Raw genomic sequence first — 19,715 nt, 5'->3', positions numbered from 1 at the left:
CCAATACTGGAACATAGTGGTAGAGTTTCCGTCCTGACAGTAGAACGCGTTCCAGTTCGCGTCAATCGTGGGGAGTGCCGACCGTGACATCCGCCGAGCGCGCCTCGCCGCCGACGGCACGCGTGGTGGCCATTCTGGAGTTCCTGGCCCGGCATCCCCACGACCGGTTCGGCCTGTCCGAATTGGCGCGCCGCGTCGAGTTGAGCAAGCCGACCTGCCTGGGCATCCTCACCACGTTGACCGAATCCGGGTACCTGGTTCGCGATGTCGGCGACAACGGCCGAGACAAGACCTACCGGCTGGGGCCCGCGCTCATCGCGCTCGGTCACACCGCGCAGGAGTCGCTGCGGGTGAGTCCCGCCGCCCGCGCCGAACTGCGGCGGCTCTCGGAGGCTCACCAGACGACGGCGGCGTTGTCCGCGGTCGTCGACGACCGCATCACGCTGCTCGAACTCGTCGCGCCCGCCGGCCTCGACGTGGGGGTGCGGGTCGGACAGAGCTACCCGTTCGCCCCGCCGGTCGGGTTGATGTTCGTACTGTGGGACGACGAGGCTTTGCGGGCCTGGCTGGCCAAGGCGCCGACGATCCCGCTGCGCACCGAGTCCGACCGCTACGACGCCGTGATCGCGGAGTGTCGCGCCAGCGGCTATCTGGTGGAGCGCCTCACCCCCGGGGGCCGCCGGCTCTACGCCCTGATGGCGGGCATGCCGACCGCGCTCCCAGACGAGCTGCGCGCCCTGCTCGGTGAACTGGTGTCCGACATCGGCGAACGGGTGTACCTGCGTAGCGAATCCGCTGCGGGCGGGCGGAAGCGACACGACATCAGCGTCATCTCGGCGCCGATTTTCGACCACCACCAGCGGCAGGTGATGGTGGCATCGCTGCACGTCGGGCGCGCGTTGACCGATGCCGAAATCACCAAGCGCGCAAAGGATCTGATGGTTTCCGCGGCGGCGATCACCACCCAGCTGGGCGGATCGACCCCGCCGTGGGGCTCGGTCAGCTGACGCTGGCCAGCGCGAACGGAAGCACCGCTGCCGCGCCGGCATCCAGCAGCGCCCGGGCCGCCATCGTCATCGTCCAGCCGGTGTCGACCACGTCGTCGACCAGCAGGACCGGTCCGTCGCAATCGATCCGGGGCGGCTCCCACGCCCCCTCGAGCGCGGCCACCCGGTAGGCGGAATTGGCCGCGGTCACGCGGCGCCGTCCCGGTGCGTAGTGCAGGGTGCCGAGGTCGGCCAGTCGGCCCAGCTCGGCCAACCGCCGCGCGGTCGAGGAGATCAGCTTGGGGTGGGTCTCGGAGTCCAGGGCGATGACGGCGACGGGCCGGGCGGTCCACTCCCAGGCCTTGAGCACCGCGACGGCGGCCTGGATCACCTCGTCGGGCGCCTCGTCGTCGGGTGCGTCGAGCAGCCGGCGCAGCCGCGCGCCCCAGCCGAGGTCGGTCAGGCGGCCGATGGCCCGCCCCGGTTCGGCGCCGCCCCCGATGCGGCCCTTGAGGTCCAGACCCAAACTGGCCAGGCCGGTCGGCCACTGCTTACGCGGGGCGATCTCGATCCCGGGGCGGCGCAACCGTTCCCGGGTCGCGGCCAAGGTCGCCTCGTCCACGGTGGCGGCGTAGCGGGCGCCGGTGCAGTTGTCGCACCGGCCGCATTGCTCCCCGTCGGTCAGGTCGGGGTCGTCGAGTTGGCTGCGCAGGAACGCCATTCGGCAGTTCTCGGTCTTCTGGTAGTCGAGCATCGCCTGCTGCTCCCGCTGCCGCGCCTCCTCGAGCGCGCGGTAGCGGTCCTCGTCGTACTCCCAGGGCACACCGGTGCCGACCCATCCGCCCTTGACCCGACGCACCGCGCCGTCGACATCGAGGACCTTGAGCACCATCTCCAGGCGAGACCGGTTCAGGTCCACGAGCGGTTCCAGGGCGGCCGTGGACTGGGCGCGGTCGGGTTCGAGGGCGGCAATGACGTTGCGCACCATCGTCTCCGAGGGGAACGCCACCGAAGCGAAGTACCGCCACACGTCCTGGTCCTCGGCGCCGGGTAACAGGATCACCTCGGCGCTCTCGGTGGCACGCCCCGCGCGCCCGACCTGCTGGTAGTAGGCGATCGGCGAGGATGGCGCGCCCAGATGGACGACGAAACCCAGGTCCGGCTTGTCGAAACCCATTCCCAACGCCGACGTGGCGACCAGCGCCTTGACCCGGTTGTCGAGCAGGTCGGCCTCGAGCTGCTCGCGCTCGGTGGTGTCGGTGGCCCCGGTGTAGGCCGCGACCGGATGGCCCTGATCTCGGAGCAGGGCGGCGACGTCCTGGGCCTGCGCCACCGTCAGGGTGTAGATGATGCCGGATCCGGGCAGCGAATCCAGCTGTGCGGCAATCCATGCCGCGCGTTGCGCGGGGTTGCCGGCGTGCACCACCGACAGCCGCAGCGACTCGCGGTCCAGTCCGCCGCGCAACACCAGGGTGTCGCGCCCACCCACGCCCAGTTGGGTGGCGACGTCGTGGACCACGCGGTCATTGGCGGTGGCGGTGGTGGCCAACACCGGGATCTCCGCGCCGAGTTCGGCGATCAGGGTGCGGATGCGCCGGTAGTCGGGCCGGAAGTCGTGGCCCCAGTCGGACACGCAGTGCGCCTCGTCGACGACCACCAGGCCTGCATCAGAAGCCAAGGAAGGCAGCACGTTGTCACGGAAGTCCGGATTGTTCAGCCGTTCGGGGCTGACCAGCAGCACGTCGAGACCGCCCGCGGCGACCTGCTGGTGGATGCCCTCCCACTCGGTGACGTTGCCGGAGTTGATGGTGGCCGCGCGGACGCCGGCGCGCTCCGCCGCGGCCACCTGGTTGCGCATCAGCGCCAGCAGCGGCGAAACGATCACCGTGGCGCCGTGGCCGCTGCCTCGCAGCAGCTTGGCTGCGATGAAGTACACCGCCGACTTACCCCAGCCGGTGCGCTGAACCACCAGCGCGCGGCGCCGGTGCACCACCAGCGCCTCGATCGCCGTCCACTGGTCGTCGCGCAGCGAGGCACCGGGGCCGGCGAGTTGTTCGAGGATCGACTGAGCCTGCGCACGGGTTGCCATGGCCCCATCCTGCCCGGTGGGTGCGACGGTCGAGAAACAAGCGTGCCCGCCCGCTGGGTCAGCGGGCGGGCACTACCTGCGGGTTCGATCAGATCGCCTCGAGCGCCTCGAGGGACTGCGACGGGGTGACCTGGATGCCGCACTCCTCGTTGAGGTTGCGCACCGGCTGCTGGATGGTCCGCAGCTCCTCGGCCACATCCGGGTTCTCGGCGAAGAAGGTCTGGTACGACGCCTCGGCCTGCTCGGCAGGCTGCTTGGCGATGTCGCTGAGAGCGTCGTTGACCTCGGTGTTCGAGGCCAGGTAGCCGCTCACCGATTGCTGCACCGAGCTCACGGTGCTGGCCACGTCGCTGGCGCTGCAGTTCTCCGGGGCCGCACTGGCCGTGGGCAGCGCGATCGTAGCGCTGGCGGCGGCACCGAGCAGGCCTCCGGCGAGCATGCCACCGAGTCCGCGGTACACAGTCGTCTTGCTAGCTTTCATGCGTTGCTCCTAACGGTTTCGTGGCTGCCGTAGAGACAGCCACTCCCCAACCCGAAGGTGCAACTACCCGAGGCGCGCGGCGGCGAAACACCGCGGCGGGTGAATTTGGCGGCGATCGGGCGCGCTTTGACCGCGTGACCACCGCGTTCAGCTTGCGAAAAGTTCTCGCGATTTGTCCGTGACGGGGCTCAGTAGTTGTTACAGGTGTTGAAGACCTGCTCGATCAAGGGTAGGTACGGCGCATTCGCTGGGTGTCCCGCCATCAGGTCGACCATCTGCCGCCGTTGAGGCGGCGACATGCCGAGGAACTGCTGCAACATACCGAGCGATTGCGGCGAGCCGCGGAACTCCGCAGCGGCCGGGGAATCCTGGGCATCAATTGCTGCCACCACCTGCGGATAACTACAGGTGGTGTTCACCATTGAATCAAGATTCGGAGCCGCAGATGCGAACCCTGCCCCCGCCGTCAGTGCTAAACCCAAACCTGCAGCTGCGACAGCCAGTTTGGTCGACAGTGAATTGACCATGTGTAGACCTTTCCTCCCCTGAGGCTGGGACTCTACTCGCGGTGATCGGAGCCCCACCGGGTTTTCGCCCCGGCCCACAGCCAATTCACGGTTCTTCTTGGCGCAGCAGCAGCGATCGTGTGACGGACCGAGGAGCCTCGGCACGCAGCATCGGGCTGGCCGGCCGCTGACGCACCCGCTGCGGCCACCAGAACCAACGTCCGAGCAGCGCGGCGATCGATGGCGTCATGAAGGCCCGCACCACCAAGGTGTCCAGCAGCAGCCCGATGCCGATGGTGGACCCCACCTGTCCGATGATGCGTAGGTCGCTGGCCACCATCGACATCATGGTGAACGCGAAGACCAGGCCCGCGGCCGTCACCACCTTGCCGCTGCCGCCCATAGCTCGGATGATGCCGGTGTTGATGCCGGCCCCGGTCTCCTCTCGCATTCGCGACACCAGCAGCAGGTTGTAGTCGGAACCGACGGCCAGCAGGATGATCACCGACATCGCGAGCACCAGCCAGTGCAACTCGATGCCCAGAATGTGTTGCCAGACAAGCACGGAAAGGCCGAACGCCGCACCCAGCGACAGCGCCACCGTACCGACGATCACCAAAGCGGCGATGACACTGCGGGTGACCAGCAACATGATGCTGAAGATGAGCACCAGGGCGGCGACGCCTGCGATCAGGAGGTCGTAGGTCGAGCCGTCGCGCATGTCTTTGAAGGTCGATGCCGTTCCGGCGAGGTAGATTTCGGCGTTCTCCAGCGGCGTCACCTTCAGCGCTTCTTCGGCCGCGTGCCTGATTACCTCTACGCGCGCAATGCCCTCGGGCGAGGCTGGGTCGTCCCGGTGTGTGATGAACATGCGCATCGTCTTGCCATCGGGTGAGAAGAACAGGCCCATGGCACGTTGGAAGTCCTCGTTCTCGAAGACCTCGGGCGGTAGGTAGAACGAGTCGTCGTTCTGAGCTGCGTCGAAGATCTTGCCCATGTCAGAGGCATTCGCACTGACATCGTCCATCATCGTGTACATCCCCGACATGGTGCTGTGCATGGTCAGCACCATGGTTCGCATCTTCTTCATCGCGGCGATCACCCGCGGGAACTCTTCGAGCAGTCCAGGCATCAGCGCGTTCAGTTGATCGAAGTCCGTAACCAGATCTCGCATCTTCTCGCTGATCCCGTCAACACCGTCGATCGCGTCGAACAACGATCGCGTGGACCAACAGAGGGGAATGTTGAAGCAGTGCGGTTCCCAATACAGATAATTGCGAATCGGACGAAGAAAGTCGTCGAAGTTCGCCATGTTGTCCCGCAACTCATTGGTGAAGTACTCCAACTCGTGCGTGTCCGCCGCCATGACATCGGTGGTCTCCGCGAGTTCCTGCATTATGCCGAGTACGCGCTGCATGATGACGACCAGGACGCCAAGGTCCTCGGCTTGAGCCAGTAGATCACCGACACGGTCCCGCTGAAACGGCAGGAGATGAACTTGGCTGGCGCTCTGCAAACTGAGTTGGAACGGTATAGACGTCCGTGCGATCGGAGCGCCTTCCGGCCGGGTGGCGCTCTGCACCTGAGCGATTCCGGGGACCGAGAAGACGTTCTTGGCCAGTTTGTTCAACGTCAGAAAATCGGCGGGATTACGCATGTCGTGGTCGGCCTCGAGCAGCAGGATGTCGGGCATCATCCGCGGCGGCGGGAAGTGCCGTTCGGCGGCGGCCTGGCCGATATTCGCCGGAATATCCTGGGGCACATACAACCGATCGTTATAGCTCGTGGTGTAGGCCGGCAACGCCAACAACCCGATGAGCGTCACCACGCAGGCGGTCGCGAGCACAGGCGCCGGCCACCGCACCACCGCCGTACCCACCCTGCGCCACCGCCGTCCGCTGATTCTGCGCTTCGGCTCGAACAGGCCGAAGCGACCTCCGACGGCGAGTACCGCGGGAATGAGTGTCACCGCCACGGTCACGGCGGCGAGCATTCCCAGGGCGCAGGGCACGCCCAGCGTCTGAAAGTAGGGCAACCTGGCGAAACTCAGGCAGAAGATTGCCCCCGCTATGGTCATTCCCGAGGCCAACACCACCTTGGCCACACTGCGATACGTCGTGTAGAAAGCGGTCTCGCGGTCTTGACCGGCCTGACGCGCCTCCTGGTAGCGGCCGGTGAAGAAAATGCCGTAGTCGGTTGCCACGGCAATACCGAGCGATACCAGCAGATTGACCGCGAAGGTGGACAACCCGATCACCGCCTGATCACCCAGGAAGGCGACCAGGCCGCGGGCCACCTGCACCTGCACGCCCACCATGACCAGCAGCAGCAGGGCCGTCATGACCGAACGGTAGAAGAACAGCAGCATCGCCAGGATCACCCCGACGGTGACGATCGTGATCGTGATGATCGACTTGTCGCCGGCGTGGTTCATGTCCGCCACCAGCGGTGCGGGACCGGTCACGTATGCCCGGACTCCCGGCGGCGGTGATGTCCGCTCCACGACGTCGCGCACGGCCGACACAGATTCGTTGGCCAGCGCCTCGCCTTGGTTTCCGACAAGATTCAACTGGACGTAGATCGCTTTGCCGTCGGCACTTTCCACGCCCGAGGCCGTCAAGGGATCGGACCAGAAATCCTGCACGTGTTCGACATGCGCCGAATCCGCGCGCAATTGCCGGATGAGTTCGTCGTAGTAACGGTGTGCTTCATCCCCGAGCGCTTGCTCGCCCTCCAGCACGACCATGGCCATGCTGTCCGACGTCGATTCCTCAAAGCGTTCGCCCATCCGCTGCATCGCCTTGAGCGAGGGTGCGTCGGTGGGCACCAAGGACACCGAGTACTCACGCCCCACCTGTTCCAGTGAAGGCAGGGCGAATGTCACTACGGCGACGACCACCAGCCAGCCCAGGATGATGGGCACCGCCAACCGGTGTATCGTCCGCGCGACCACAGGCGGACGATCCGTCACCGACGAATTCCTCATTCGGACTTCGACTCTCGGCGACCTTCCGCCATCATGTTTGGGAACGCTCTTCGGGGTTGAGCAATAGCGCGCGCACCAGCGGGCGTGGGCCGGCCGAGCGCAGCATCGCACTTGCCGGGCGCTGGCGCACCTGCAGGGGCCACCAGAACCAGCGTCCGAGCAGCGCGGCGATGGACGGTGTCATGAACGCCCGCACCACCAAAGTGTCGAACAACAAACCGATTCCGATCGTGGAACCGACCTGGCCAATGGTGCGGACATCGCTGACCAGCATCACCAGCATGGTCGCTGCGAACACCAACCCGGCGGATGTCACCACTCGTCCGGTACCGCCCATGGCGCGGATGATTCCCGTGTTGATCCCCGCACCGACCTCTTCTTTCATCCGGGATACCAACAACAAGTTGTAGTCGGAACCGACGGCGAGCAGGATGATCAGCGCGATCGGCAGCACGATCCAATTGAGCTGGATGCCGAGGATGTGCTGCCAGATCAACACCGACAAGCCAAACGCCGCCCCCAGCGAAAGCGCCACCGTGCCGACGATCACCAGCGCCGCGACAAAGCTGCGCATCATGATCAACATGATGCTGAAGATCAGACAGAGCGCAGCGACCGCCGCGATCAACAGATCATACGTGGATCCGTCGACTTGATCCTTGGCCATCGCGGCGCTGCCGGTGATGAAGATGTTCGCGTTTTCCAGCGGCGTCGCCTTGAGCGCTTCCTCGGCGGCGTTCCGGATCGGAACGACCCGCTCGATGCCTTCTGGAGTTGCCGGGTCACCGCGTTGTGAGACGAACATTCGGGCGGACTTGCCGTCTGGAGAGATGAACACGTCCATGACACGTTGGAAGTCCTTGTTCTCGAACACCTCGGGCGGCAGATAGAACGAGTCGTCGTTCTGCGCGGCATCGAAGTGCTTACCCATCGACGTGGCGCCGTCGCTCATCTCCTCCATCTGCGAGAGCAGGCCGGACATCGTGCTGTGCATGGTCAGCATCATGGTGCGGGTGCTCTGCATGGTCGCGATCATGGCCGGAAACTGAGCGGCCATCTGCGGCATGAGGGTATTGAGTTTGTCGAGGTTGACCACCAGGTCGTGCATCTTCGCGCTGATCTCGTCGACCCCGTCCAGCCCTTGGAAAAATGACCGCAGCGACCAGCAGGTCGGAATGTTGTAACAGTGTGGCTCCCAATGGAAATAGTTGCGTAAAGGGCGCCAGAAGTCATCGAAGTCCGCCACGTTGTCCCGCAGATCGTTGGTGATGTCTTCGAGCTCGTGGGTGTTTTCAACCATGTCGTCGGTTGTCGTGACCACCTGCTGCATGGTGGCGTACATGCGTTGCATGATCTCGATAGTTTCTGCCAGGTCGTCGGCCTGAACCAGCAGGTCCTCCATGCGCTCTTTCTGGAACGGCAGCAACTGCAGCTGACTCGCGCTCGAGGCGCTCAGCATGAACGGGATCGTGGTGTGCTGCAGCGGGACTCCCTCGGGACGTGTCGCCGCCTGGACTCGGGATATGCCCGGGACTGCGAGCACCGAGCGTGAAAGCTTGTTCAGAATGAGAAAGTCCACCGGATTGCGGAGATCGTGGTCGGCTTCGATCATGAGGATCTCCGGCGCCACCATCAACGATTCGGGGAAGTGCCGCTCGGCCGCCGCATAACCCGCATTGGCCGGGATGTCGTCGGGCAGATACTCCTTCTCATTGTAGCCGGGAACGTAGGCCGGCAGGGCCAACAACCCGATGAGCGAGACAGCGCACGTTGCAACGAGAATCGGACCGGGCCACCGCACGATTGCGGTCCCCACCCGTCGCCAACGTCGCACCACGATCTTGCGTTTGGGTTCGAACAGCCCGAATCGTCCCCCCAGCGCGAGCACCGCGGGAATCAGTGTCAGTGCCACCGCTACGGCCACCGTCATACCCAAAGCGCAGGGGACACCCAGCGTTCGGAAGTAGGGCAGTCGAGTGAAGCTGAGGCACAGCACCGCCCCGGCAATGGTCAGGCCGGAGGCCAGTACCACCTTGGCCACGCTGCGATAGGTGGTGAAGAAGGCCGACTCGATGTCCTCACCCGCCAACCGCGCCTCCTGATAGCGCCCGACGAAGAAGATGCCGTAGTCCGTTCCGGCCGCGATCCCCAGCGTCACGAGCAAGTTCACCGCGTACGTCGACAGCGCCAAGATCTCCTGGTCGCCGAGGAACGCGACCGCGCCCCGGGCCACCTGCAATTGGATGCCCACCATCACCAGCAAGAGAATCGCGGTGAAGATCGAACGGTAGAAGAACAGCAACATCGTGAAGATCACCGCGAGACTCAAAGTGGTGATCAAGATCAGGGTTCGGTTACCACTCTTGCTCAGGTCGGAGATCAACGCGGTCGGACCGGTGACATAGACCTCGACCCCCGGCGACGGCGTCGTTTGGGCCACGATGGATCGGACGGCGTCCAGGGACTTGTTGGCGACCCCCTGCCCGATGTCCCCGGTGAGGCTCATCTGGACGTAGACGGCCTTCCCGTCGGCGCTTTGCGCCGCGCCCGCCGTCAGCGGGTCGCCCCAAAAATCCTGGACGTGTTGCACATTCGCGGTATCGGCGCGCAGCCTGCGGACCAGGTCGTCGTAGTAGGCATGCGCCTCGTCACCCAGCGGTCGCTGGCCCTCCAGCACGACGATCGCCGCACTGTTCGTGGTGGGTTCGTCGAAGTTGACGCTCATCTGCTGCATGGCCCGAAACGACGGGGCATCGGTGGGGATCATCGAGACCGAGTGCTCTTTTTCCACCTCTTCCAGGGGTGGAACCGTTGCACTGAGGACGTAGGCGATCACGATCCAGAGCAGAATTATTGGCAGCGCCAGCCGTCGGATCAGTCGCGCCGCCGCCGGCGGTCGCCGGGCCCACGACTGATTGCTCATGCAGCCCTCAGCAGGCAGTAGGTGAACGCGCTGACGCCCTGCGCCACTCGTTCTTCTTTGACTTCGTCGTCAACCGTGATGCGGCAGCCGATTGTGCCGGCGTCACCCTGCGCGATGATGTTCGCCATGGCGCTCGCCTCGGTGAGTGCGAACGTCATCGACCAGGGCAGGCTCGCACCACGAACGTATTGCGGTTCCGAGTCAACGTCGAAATAGCTGATGTTGGCGACGGTTCCCGGCGGACCGAACACCTCGTAGCTGAGGTGCTTGGGGTCGTACGACGGCCGATCTTCGGTCTGCGTACCGGCATAGGTGTTGTGGTCTTCCGAACCGAAGATGCCATGTAACCGCGACACCGTGTAACCCCCGGCGCCGACAACCGCCAGGATCAGCAACGGTATCCACAACCGCTTGAGAACCCCCAAAATCGCGAACCCCCTCGCAGGCGACCTCCCCGTCGCCGATTCGGAGCGTAATCCATCTCCGGCGAGGAACTAGTCGAAAACGACGTAACAGTTTCACCTCAGCTACCTGTCAGTCACCTCGTCCGCCGGCGGAGTTGGCGAAGAAGTCCAAGATGGCAGAGTTCACGGTGTGCGGGCGTTCCAAGAAGCCCAGGTGGCCGGCATCGGCGACCTCCAGGTAGCGCCCATGGGGCAGCGCGTCGGCCACCTCGGCACCGAGGTGAGGAGGCAAAACCAGATCGTCGGCGAAGCCGATCACCAGAACCGGCGTCGTGATGGCCCGGTAGGCCGTCAACCGGTTACCCTGCGGGGCGACCCTGTACTGGGCGCGCAAGCCCGGGGTCGGGGTCGTGGGCCACATGGTGAAGGTATCGATCCAGTCCTGGACCGCCCGGTCGTCGTTGAGGGTCCTTGGCGAGAAGCTGTCGAGCAAACGCAGCTTCGCCTCGTACTTCGCGGGCAACTGGATGCCGCTGTCGAGAAGTTCGCGTTCGGCTTCCTGAAAGAACGTGCGAGCTCGGTCTTGTCGGCCTCGGGTCGCGAGCAGCACTGCCTGGCGCACGAGGTCCGGTCGGGACAGCATCAATTCCTGCGCGATGTAGGCGCCCATCGAGGCGCCCACCACTCGGACCGGCGCAACCCTTAGGTGCTCGATCAGCTGCGCCGTATCAGCCACCACGGTCGCAGTGGTGAATCCGGTGCAACCGGCGGTCGCGCCCACACCTCGGTTGTCGAAGGTGATGACCCGGTAGCCGGCGGCGCGGAACGTCGGTACTTGATGGACGTCCCACGTCCGGCCCACGCCGCCTTGACCGGCGATGAACAGTACCGGTTCGCCGTGACCGCGGTCCTCGTAGGCCAGATTCATGCGTCCAAGCGGGCGAACTGGGCTCGCCGGTACTGCTCCACACAGGCCGCGCGTCGAACCTTTCCGCTGGTGGTGACGGGAATCGATCCCGGCGGCACCAAGACGAGATCCGCGACGGCGACGCTGTGGGTGGCGAATATCGCGGCACTCACCTCCCTCGAGATCGAGTCCAACTTGGCCACGATCTCCTCGTCCGACTCGCCCCGCCTCCTCATTTCGGCAATCACCACCAGTTTCTCGGCGGGCCCGTCTGCAACCGCGATCGCCGCGCACCGCCCGTGTGTGATCTCCTGGATCGTGGCCTCGATGTCGTCGGGAGAATGGTTGCGCCCGTAGACGATCAGAAGATCCTTGATACGGCCGACGACGAATAGCCCGCCGTCGAATTCGAACCCGAGGTCGCCCGTGCGCAGCCACGGCCCTTCCGGGGTGCCGGGCGACGCCTCGACCAGAGTGGCGCCAAAGGTGGGATCCCCCTCGCGCGCCCGTCCCCAGTAGCCCGCGGCGACATTGTCGCCGTGCACCCAGATCTCGCCGACGGTCCCGGCGGGACGTTCGGCACAGGTGTCGGGATCGGCGATCCGAACAACTGGCGAGTACGGCATCTCGTATCTCACCAAAGGAGTACCCGACTCGTCATCACAACCCCGAGCCTCGCCCAAGGTGAGCTTCTCGGCATCGAACCGCACGATCACCGGCGGTTTATCCGCGGCGGAGGTGGTCACATACACCGTCGCCTCGGCCAGGCCGTACGACGGCCGTACCACCTCCTCGCGCAGATCAAACGGCGCGAACCGCTTGGTGAAACGCCCCAGAGTGGCCGGATGCACCCGTTCGCTACCGGTCACAATGGCGAGCACATCCGAGAAGTCCAGTCCGGCCAGGTCGTCGTCCGAGGTCTTCCGAGCCGCCAACTCGAACGCGAAATTCGGTGCGGCGGTGTAGGTGAGGGGGTGTGTGGCCAGCAGCTGCATCCATCGGGCCGGCCGCTGCAGAAACGCCACCGGGCTCATCACCACTGCCCTCGCTCCGGCGAGCACCGGCGCGAGAACACCGAGGTAGAGACCCATATCGTGGTAGAACGGCAGCCAGGACACGATAGTGCCACCCGGCGGGATGACGTTCCCGTAATGGGCGAAGTAGCCAGACATGAGCTGTTCGAAATTCGCCAATAGATTTCGATGCGACATCATCACGCCCGCGGGGCGGCGCGTAGACCCCGACGTGTACTGCAAGTACGCGGTACCGGTGTGGTCCTCCGTCGGCCTGGAGGGTGGTGACGACGCCGGGCTTGACGAGTCCATCACCATGATCGAAATGCCGGATTCTGCGGGCACGTGCTCTGCTACCGGGTCGGCCGCTGCAGACGTCGTGAGCACCACCGTCGGTGCGGCGTCGCCCAGCACGGAGTTGACCCGCTCGTCGCTGACACCTCCGAGTGGCACCGATAGCGGAACGGCGATCAACCCGGCATGCATCGCCCCGAAGAACCCGACGATGTAGTCGAGCCCCTGGGGCGCCAGAATCACGGCCCGGTCCCCCGCGGAGGCACACCGTTGGAGATTTCTCGCCACATCCGATGTCCGGCGGTACAGCTGCGCAAACGTCAGCGTTTCCGCAACGCCGTCCCAACTTTGGTCGTAATCGAGGAACGTCACCGCCGGCTCGTCGCCTTGCATGCCGGCCCGCTCGCACAGCAAATCCAGAATAGTTGTCTCCCCCACGCGCATCAGTATCGCGCGATCCAGGACCATGCGGGTGAAAAGTGCCGCAACGGATTGCCCGGTTTTCGAGACAGGCGCGTCGACCGCAACCTACGGTGAGGGTCTGTGGCTGCCCACTGCCTGCCCTGAAGTCGGGGGAGAACGAGTGACTTCGGCGTAGGTATCCGGCTCACACAGGGGGAAAGCGAATTCGACTGCGGTGATTGCCGCCGTTGCGTTCTGCTGTGAGGAGGGCGCATGACTCTGGCCGAGGCTCCGCCGACTGCCCGGACCACCCGCATGAAGCCGGTGGCCCCGATCGCCGTCATAGGGATGTCGTGTCGACTACCGGGCGGGATCGACACCCCGGAGCGACTATGGGGCGCATTGCTCGCGGGCGCCGACTTCGTCACCGAGATCCCCCACGACCGTTGGGATCCGGACGAATTCTACGACCCAGAGCCCGGAGTACCTGGCCGGTCGGTGTCGAAGTGGGGCGCGTTCCTCGACGACGTCGCCGGTTTCGACCTGGAGTTCTTCGGCATCAACGAACGCGAGGCCGCCGCCAGCGACCCGCAGCACCGCCTCTTGTTGGAAACCTCCTGGGAGGCCATGGAGCACGCCGGCCTGACCCGGCAGGCCATCGCGGATACAGCGACGGGTGTCTTCGTGGGTCTGACGCACGCTGACTACCAACTGCTGGCCGCAGATGCCCACGCTATCGAGGGACCGTATGGGTTTACCGGCAGCAACTTCAGCATGGCGTCCGGACGGATCTCCTACGCGCTCGGGGTGCACGGACCGGCGCTAACCGTAGATACCGCTTGCTCCTCAGGCCTGAGCGCGGTCCACCTGGCCTGCCGCAGCCTGCACGAGGGGGAAAGTGACCTGGCGTTTGCCGGCGGTGCCACGCTGGCCTTGGACCCCCGAAAGTGGGCGGCCGGTTCTGCGCAGGGGATGTTGTCGGCCACCGGGCGCTGCCATACCTTCGACGCCGAGGCCGACGGTTTCGTCCCTGGCGAGGGTTGCGTGGTGGTGTTGCTCAAACGCCTGGCCGATGCGCAACACGATGGCGACCGGATACTGGCCGTCGTGCGAGGGACTGCCAGTAATCAGGATGGCCGAACCGTCAACATCGCCACGCCATCTCGCGACGCACAGGTCGCCGCCTACCGGGAGGCGCTGGCAGCTGCCGGAGTGGATCCGGCCACTGTCGGCATGATCGAGACGCACGGTACGGGCACCCCGACCGGCGATCCCATCGAGTACGAGAGCTTGGCCGAGGTGTACGGTCGCCACGGCCCCTGCGCGTTGGCCTCCGCCAAGACCAACTTCGGGCATACCCAATCCGCAGCTGGAGTGTTGGGGCTGATGAAAGCGGTTCTCGCGCTGCAGCATGGGGTCGTCCCGCAGAATCTGCATTTCAATCAGCTACCTGAGGCGATGGCGCGCATCGAGACCAATCTTTTTGTGCCCCAGTCCAACACCTCCTGGCCCTTCACCGGCGACGGGCCGCGCCGAGCCGCGGTCTCGTCGTACGGAGTGTCGGGTACCAATGTGCACGCCGTCCTGGAACAGGCGCCCACTGCCGCCGCGAGGCCACCACGTACTGCTGAAGCATCGCCGTCCCTGATGTTCCTGCTCTCCGCGACGTCTCCGGATGCTCTGCGCCACACGGCGTCGCAGCTGGCCAACTGGGTGACCACACATGATGACGCCGAGCTACCCGATCTGGCCTACACCTTGGCCCGTCGCCGCACCCACCGGCCGGTCCGCGCCGCCGTCCTGGCCCGAACGAGAGAGCAACTCGCCGAAGCCTTGCTCGAGGCCGCCGACCCCGAGACCCCGTACGACGCCGCCGTCGGGTATGGCGACAGGAATTCGGTGTGGGTGTTTTCCGGGCAGGGTTCACAGTGGACCTCGATGGGGGCTGAGCTGCTCACCGAAGAACCTGCCTTCGCGAAGACTGTCGGGGATATCGAGCCCCTGATCGCCCGTGAATCGGGTTTCTCGGTTACCGAGGCGATCTCGGCGCCGCGGGTGGTCTCCGGCCAACCCCAGATTCAACCGGCGCTGTTCACCATGCAGATTGCCTTGGCCGAGACCATGAGGTCCCATGGGGTACAGCCGGGCGCCGTCATCGGGCATTCCCTCGGCGAGGCGGCCGCCGCCGTGGTGGCCGGTGCGCTTTCTCTTGAGGACGGGGTTCGACTGGTGTGCCGCCGATCGGCTCTGATGTCTCGTATCGCCGGCGACGGCGCCACCGCCACCGTGGAATTGCCGGCCAAAGAGGTACTTTCGGAGCTGACCGGCAAGGGCATCGAGGACGTGGTGGTCGCGGTGGTGGCCGCCCCGACCTCTTCGGTGATCGCCGGCACTTCAGGGTCGGTTCGACAGCTCGTCTCCGGCTGGGAGCAGCGCGGAATCCCGGCTCGGGTGATTCCCGTCGACGTCGCTTTTCATTCGCCGCAGGTTGAGCCAATCGTGGATGAACTCGGTGCTGCCCTAACCGACCTCACCCCGATGGCCCCGCAGGTGCCGTTCTATTCGGCGACACTGTTCGATCCGCGCGAAGAACCGGTATGCGACGCCAATTACTGGGTGACCAATATGCGCCGGATGGTGCGGTTCGCCACCGCGGTGAGCGCTGCGCTGGAGGACGGCCACCGGGTCTTCGCCGAACTCGCCCCGCATCCGCTACTCACCTACGCACTCAAACAGAATGCACATAGCCGCGACATCCCGATGGCCGCGCTCGCGCCGATGCGCCGCGACCAACCACTGCGCCACGGGCTGCAGCGGTTCGTTGCCGATCTGCACTGCGCCGGCGCCCCGGTCGACTTCTCGGTGTCCCACCCGAGCGGACTCTTGGTCGACGCGCCGCTACCGACGTGGACACACCACCGGCTGTGGTTGAGCCGAGAACGCCAGGAATCACCCCTCCACGGTGGCTGCACCATCGCGGTACACCCACTGCTGGGCTCTCACGTACACCTACAGGAGGAACCCGAGCGGCACGAGTGGGAGAACGACCTCGGCACCGCGGCCCAGCCCTGGCTGGCAGACCACCAGATTCGCGATGTGGCAGTGCTTCCGGGAGCAGCGTATTGCGAGATGGCCCTCGCCGCGGCCGAGACTGCGCTCGGCGGAACCATTGAGATCCGAAATATGCGCTTCGAGCGAGCCCTGCTGCTGGACGAGCACACCACGGTCAATTCTTCGGCGGTGTTCACAGCTCCAGGGACCCTCGAGTACGCCGTTCACACGCACCGCGACGGTGATGCGGTCAGACATGCCACCGCGATACTGACCGAAGGAGCCGACGAACGACCGCCGGCACAGGACATCTCAGCGTTGCGCGCGGCTCACCCCGTCCGCGGAGAGGGGACCCAGGTACGCGCCCGGATGGACCACCGCGGTATGCACTACGGATCGGCCTTCACCGGGCTGAGCGCCGTGCACACCGGCGACGGACAATCCGGCACGGTGTTCGCCGAGGTCGCGCTCCCACGTTCGATCCGCTCGCAACAGGATGCGTACCACCTGCATCCCGCGCTGCTCGATGCATGCTTCCAGTCCGTCGAGGCGCATCCGGCTGTGCAGGCCGGAAGCACGCTGGGACTTCCAATGGGAATCCGAAAGTTGCGCATCTTCGATTCCGCCCGCAACGCCCGGTACTGCTTGACTCACATCACCGGGGTCGACACCACAGGGGTCGACGCCGACATCGAGGTTCTTGGCGAAGACGGTGCGGTGCTGTTGGCCGTGCAGGGGCTTCGGATCGGTGCCGGCTCCGAAGAAGCCCGCCGGGACCGGCTGCTGAGCGAGCGGCTGCTCACCATCGAATGGCAGCAACGCGCGTTACCCGAAACTGGCTACGTCGACACGGGAGCCTGGTTATTGATCAACGCCGACGCCGACGACGTTGGCGCGTCCTTGGCCGATTCACTGAAACGCCGTGGGGTTCCTTGCTCCATGCTGCGCTGGTCGATAGATGCCAAGCACGACCACATCGCCGAGCAGCTGAGAAGCCTGCTGCGTGGCGGGGACATCGCCAGTGTGGTGATCCTCGCGGGGATGAAGAATGGCCACGCCGACAACCAGTCTCCCGAATTGGGAAGAGAACACGTCCGGCATCTGGTCCACATCGCGCGGGAACTGGCCGATATGAAAGGGGAGCCCCCTCGTCTGTATGTCGTGACCCGCAACGCAGAGGGTGTCGTGGCCGGCGACGCGATCAACTTGGAGCAGGCGGAGTTGCGGGGGCTGATCCGGGTGATCGGAACCGAACACCCACATCTGAGGGCCACCCAGATCGATGTCGACGAGGCGACCGACGCCGGCCTACTGACGCGCCAATTACTCAGCGAATCCGACGAGGACGAAACCGCTTGGCGGAATGGCCGCTGGTACATCGCGCGACTGTCGTCCGCCCCTCTTCGTCCCGACGAACGACGAACCACCATCGCCGATCACGCGTGCCACGGAATGCGACTACAGGTCCGTACCCCCGGCGATCTGGAATCCTTGGAACTGGTGTTCTCCGAACATGTCCCGCCCGGACCGGGGCAGATCGAGGTTGCGGTCAGCGCATCCAGCGTCAACTTCGCCGACGTCCTGGTCGCCTTTGGCCGCTATCCCGCTTTCGACGGCAGGCTGCCACAACTCGGCATCGACTTCGCCGGTGTTGTGACGGCCGTCGGGCCAGACGTCGTCGATCACAAGGTCGGCGACCGCGTGGCAGGCATCTCCGCTGACGGCACGTGGGGGACGTTCCTGACCTGCGATGCCGGGCTGGCCGTCACCATTTCGGACGGTCTCACCGATGTACAGGCTGCGGCGTTGACCATCGCCACCGCGACCGCGCACTACGGCCTCAACGACATGGCCAGGATCAGCACGGGCGACAAGGTCCTGATCCATTCGGCGACAGGCGGGGTCGGACAGGCCGCAATCGGCATCGCCCGTGCCGCGGGTGCGGAAATCTTCGCCACAGCCGGCAGCGAGAAGCGTCGGCAACTGCTGCGGGACATGGGTATTCACTACGTCTACGACTCGAGAAGTCTCGACTTCGCAGATCAAATCCGTGCGGACACCGATGGCTACGGTCTCGACATCGTCCTCAATTCCGTCACCGGCGCAGCCCAACGCGCCAGCCTCGAACTCCTCGCGTTCGGTGGACGGTTCGTGGAGATCGGCAAGCGCGACATTTACGGTGACACCCATTTGGGCCTATTCCCGTTCCGGCGCAACTTGTCGTTTTTCGCCGTCGACCTGGCGTTGATGTCGGTGAGTCATCCGCAGCGGCTCCGCAACTTGTTGTCCACGGTCTATCAGTTGGCGGCCGCCGGCGGGTTGCCGATGCCGGAGGTCACCGCTCTCCCACTTACTGACGCCGCCAGCGCAATTCGGATGATGGGCGGGGCGCAGCACACCGGCAAGCTCGTGCTCGAGATCCCGCATATCGGTGCCAGCCGCCTGGTGGTGCCACCGGCCGAAGTCCCGGTGTTTCGCCGCGATGGCGCATACCTCATCACCGGCGGACTCGGCGGTCTGGGCTTCTTCCTGGCCGAAAGAATGGTCGCCGCCGGATGCGGACGGATCGTCTTGTCGTCGCGTTCGCGGCCGACGCCGGCAGCGCAAGAAAAGCTCGAACGTCTCCGTGCCGCCGGTGCCGATGTAGTCGTGGAATGCGGGGATATCGCCGACCCCGCCACCGCACACCGCCTGGTGATGACCGCGACTGCCAGCGGGTTGCCCCTACGGGGAGTGCTGCACGCGGCGGGGGTGATCGAGGATGCCGCACTGACCAATATCACCGATGACCTGATCGACCGGGATTGGACGCCCAAAGTGCACGGCGCATGGAACCTCCACGAGGCCACCGCCGACCAGCCGTTGGACTGGTTCTGCTCGTTCTCCTCGGCCGCAGCCCTGGTGGGGTCACCAGGGCAAGGCGCCTACGCCGCAGCCAACAGCTGGCTCGACGCGTTCAGCTGGTGGCGGCGCTCCCAGGGTTTGCCCGCCACCACCATTGCGTGGGGGGCTTGGGGGGAGATCGGCCGCGGCACCGCCCTGGCGGAACGCACCGGCGTAGCCATCGCCCCCGAGGAGGGCGCGTACGCCTTCGAGGTTCTGCTTCGTCACGACCGGACCTACACTGGGTACGCGCCGATCGCTGACGCTCCGTGGCTGACGGAGTTCGCCGAACGAAGCGCATTCGCCGAAGCCTTCCGTTCCAACGGCCGGCACTCCGCGGGCACCAACAAGTTCAGGTCCGAACTCGACGCCCTGCCACCTGAAGAGTGGCCCGCCCGGATTCAGCACTTGATCGCCGACCAAGTCGGGTTGATCTTGCGCCGAAGTGTCGATCCGAACCGACCGCTCTCGGAATACGGCATCGACTCACTGAGCGCGCTGGAACTGCGCACGCGTATCGAGGCCGAGACCGGGGTTCGCCTCTCGGCTACGGGCCTCACCACCATTCAAGATTTGGCGAACCAGTTGTGCGAGAAGCTGGTACCCGCAGCAACGGGCTGACGTCTTATGTGGGGTTCACCAGTAGCGCTGGCGCTCTTGCTGACGGTCAATCCGCTGGGGATCGGGATGATGCTCTTGGTGTTGTCCCGCCCTGACCGCGCTCACTGAAATTCCCCACTGACGCTCATTGAAATTCCCCACCCGTGTGGCTCCGCCGAGAAGGGCGGGC

10 protein-coding genes are annotated in these 19,715 nt (G+C 65.3%); 2 read left to right on the top strand and 8 right to left on the bottom strand.

Annotated elements, in window-relative coordinates; genetic code table 11:
• Positions 1 to 83: 83 nt before the first annotated feature.
• Entirely contained in the window at positions 84 to 1,007 is a 924-nt protein-coding gene (locus R2K23_RS02365; RefSeq protein WP_316513968.1) for an IclR family transcriptional regulator, read from the top strand.
• Here the strand turns inward: R2K23_RS02365 and R2K23_RS02360 are convergent.
• The 8 genes from R2K23_RS02360 to R2K23_RS02325 form a co-directional block, all read right to left on the bottom strand.
• Positions 1,000 to 3,075: a RecQ family ATP-dependent DNA helicase gene (locus R2K23_RS02360; RefSeq protein ID WP_316513967.1), complete on the bottom strand. Its 2,076-nt coding sequence runs from the start codon at positions 3,073 to 3,075 to the stop codon at positions 1,000 to 1,002. The two genes, R2K23_RS02365 and R2K23_RS02360, sit on opposite strands and share 8 nt — an antisense overlap.
• Positions 3,076 to 3,163: 88 nt before the next feature.
• Positions 3,164 to 3,556, bottom strand: coding sequence for a heme-binding protein (locus R2K23_RS02355; protein ID WP_316513966.1), 393 nt, complete (start codon positions 3,554 to 3,556; stop codon positions 3,164 to 3,166).
• A gap of 188 nt (positions 3,557 to 3,744) precedes the next feature.
• Positions 3,745 to 4,083 carry a hemophore-related protein gene (locus R2K23_RS02350; protein ID WP_316513965.1) on the bottom strand — a complete coding sequence of 113 codons (339 nt, stop codon included), beginning with the start codon at positions 4,081 to 4,083 and terminating at the stop codon, positions 3,745 to 3,747.
• Between the two features lie 85 nt (positions 4,084 to 4,168).
• Entirely contained in the window at positions 4,169 to 7,048 is a 2,880-nt protein-coding gene (locus R2K23_RS02345; RefSeq protein WP_316513964.1) for an MMPL/RND family transporter, read from the bottom strand.
• Between the two features lie 31 nt (positions 7,049 to 7,079).
• Positions 7,080 to 9,971, bottom strand: a complete 2,892-nt coding sequence (locus R2K23_RS02340; protein ID WP_316513963.1) for an MMPL/RND family transporter — start codon at positions 9,969 to 9,971, stop codon at positions 7,080 to 7,082.
• The gene (locus tag R2K23_RS02335) at positions 9,968 to 10,378 is read right to left on the bottom strand and encodes an MmpS family transport accessory protein (RefSeq protein ID WP_316517009.1); all 411 of its coding nucleotides are present in this window, start codon (positions 10,376 to 10,378) and stop codon (positions 9,968 to 9,970) included. Before R2K23_RS02335 ends, R2K23_RS02340 begins: the two co-directional genes overlap by 4 nt.
• A 127-nt stretch (positions 10,379 to 10,505) precedes the next feature.
• The gene (locus R2K23_RS02330; protein WP_316513962.1) at positions 10,506 to 11,303 is read right to left on the bottom strand and encodes an alpha/beta fold hydrolase; all 798 of its coding nucleotides are present in this window, start codon (positions 11,301 to 11,303) and stop codon (positions 10,506 to 10,508) included.
• Positions 11,300 to 13,033, bottom strand: coding sequence for an AMP-binding protein (locus R2K23_RS02325; RefSeq protein ID WP_316517007.1), 1,734 nt, complete (start codon positions 13,031 to 13,033; stop codon positions 11,300 to 11,302). Before R2K23_RS02325 ends, R2K23_RS02330 begins: the two co-directional genes overlap by 4 nt.
• 231 nt (positions 13,034 to 13,264) lie before the next feature.
• Between R2K23_RS02325 and pks2 the strand changes: the two genes are divergently transcribed.
• The gene (gene pks2, locus R2K23_RS02320) at positions 13,265 to 19,546 is read left to right on the top strand and encodes a sulfolipid-1 biosynthesis phthioceranic/hydroxyphthioceranic acid synthase (RefSeq protein ID WP_316513961.1); all 6,282 of its coding nucleotides are present in this window, start codon (positions 13,265 to 13,267) and stop codon (positions 19,544 to 19,546) included.
• Positions 19,547 to 19,715: the final 169 nt, after the last annotated feature.

It is taken from the genome of Mycolicibacterium sp. MU0050 (assembly GCF_963378085.1).
GTDB lineage: Bacteria > Actinomycetota > Actinomycetes > Mycobacteriales > Mycobacteriaceae > Mycobacterium > Mycobacterium wendilense.
Note: the sequence above shows the minus strand (reverse complement) of the source record. Positions and strands in the feature narration are given on the sequence as shown.

What these genes read in the sequence shown, in the direction of transcription:
- R2K23_RS02350 (WP_316513965.1), bottom strand. Translation starts at nt 4,083, where the DNA reads ATGGTCAATTCACTGTCGACCAAACTGGCTGTCGCAGCTGCAGGTTTG.
- R2K23_RS02325 (WP_316517007.1), bottom strand. Translation starts at nt 13,033, where the DNA reads ATGCGCGTGGGGGAGACAACTATTCTGGATTTGCTGTGCGAGCGGGCC.
- pks2 (WP_316513961.1), top strand. Translation starts at nt 13,265, where the DNA reads ATGACTCTGGCCGAGGCTCCGCCGACTGCCCGGACCACCCGCATGAAG.
- R2K23_RS02330 (WP_316513962.1), bottom strand. Translation starts at nt 11,303, where the DNA reads ATGAATCTGGCCTACGAGGACCGCGGTCACGGCGAACCGGTACTGTTC.
- R2K23_RS02355 (WP_316513966.1), bottom strand. Translation starts at nt 3,556, where the DNA reads ATGAAAGCTAGCAAGACGACTGTGTACCGCGGACTCGGTGGCATGCTC.
- R2K23_RS02345 (WP_316513964.1), bottom strand. Translation starts at nt 7,048, where the DNA reads ATGAGGAATTCGTCGGTGACGGATCGTCCGCCTGTGGTCGCGCGGACG.
- R2K23_RS02340 (WP_316513963.1), bottom strand. Translation starts at nt 9,971, where the DNA reads ATGAGCAATCAGTCGTGGGCCCGGCGACCGCCGGCGGCGGCGCGACTG.
- R2K23_RS02360 (WP_316513967.1), bottom strand. Translation starts at nt 3,075, where the DNA reads ATGGCAACCCGTGCGCAGGCTCAGTCGATCCTCGAACAACTCGCCGGC.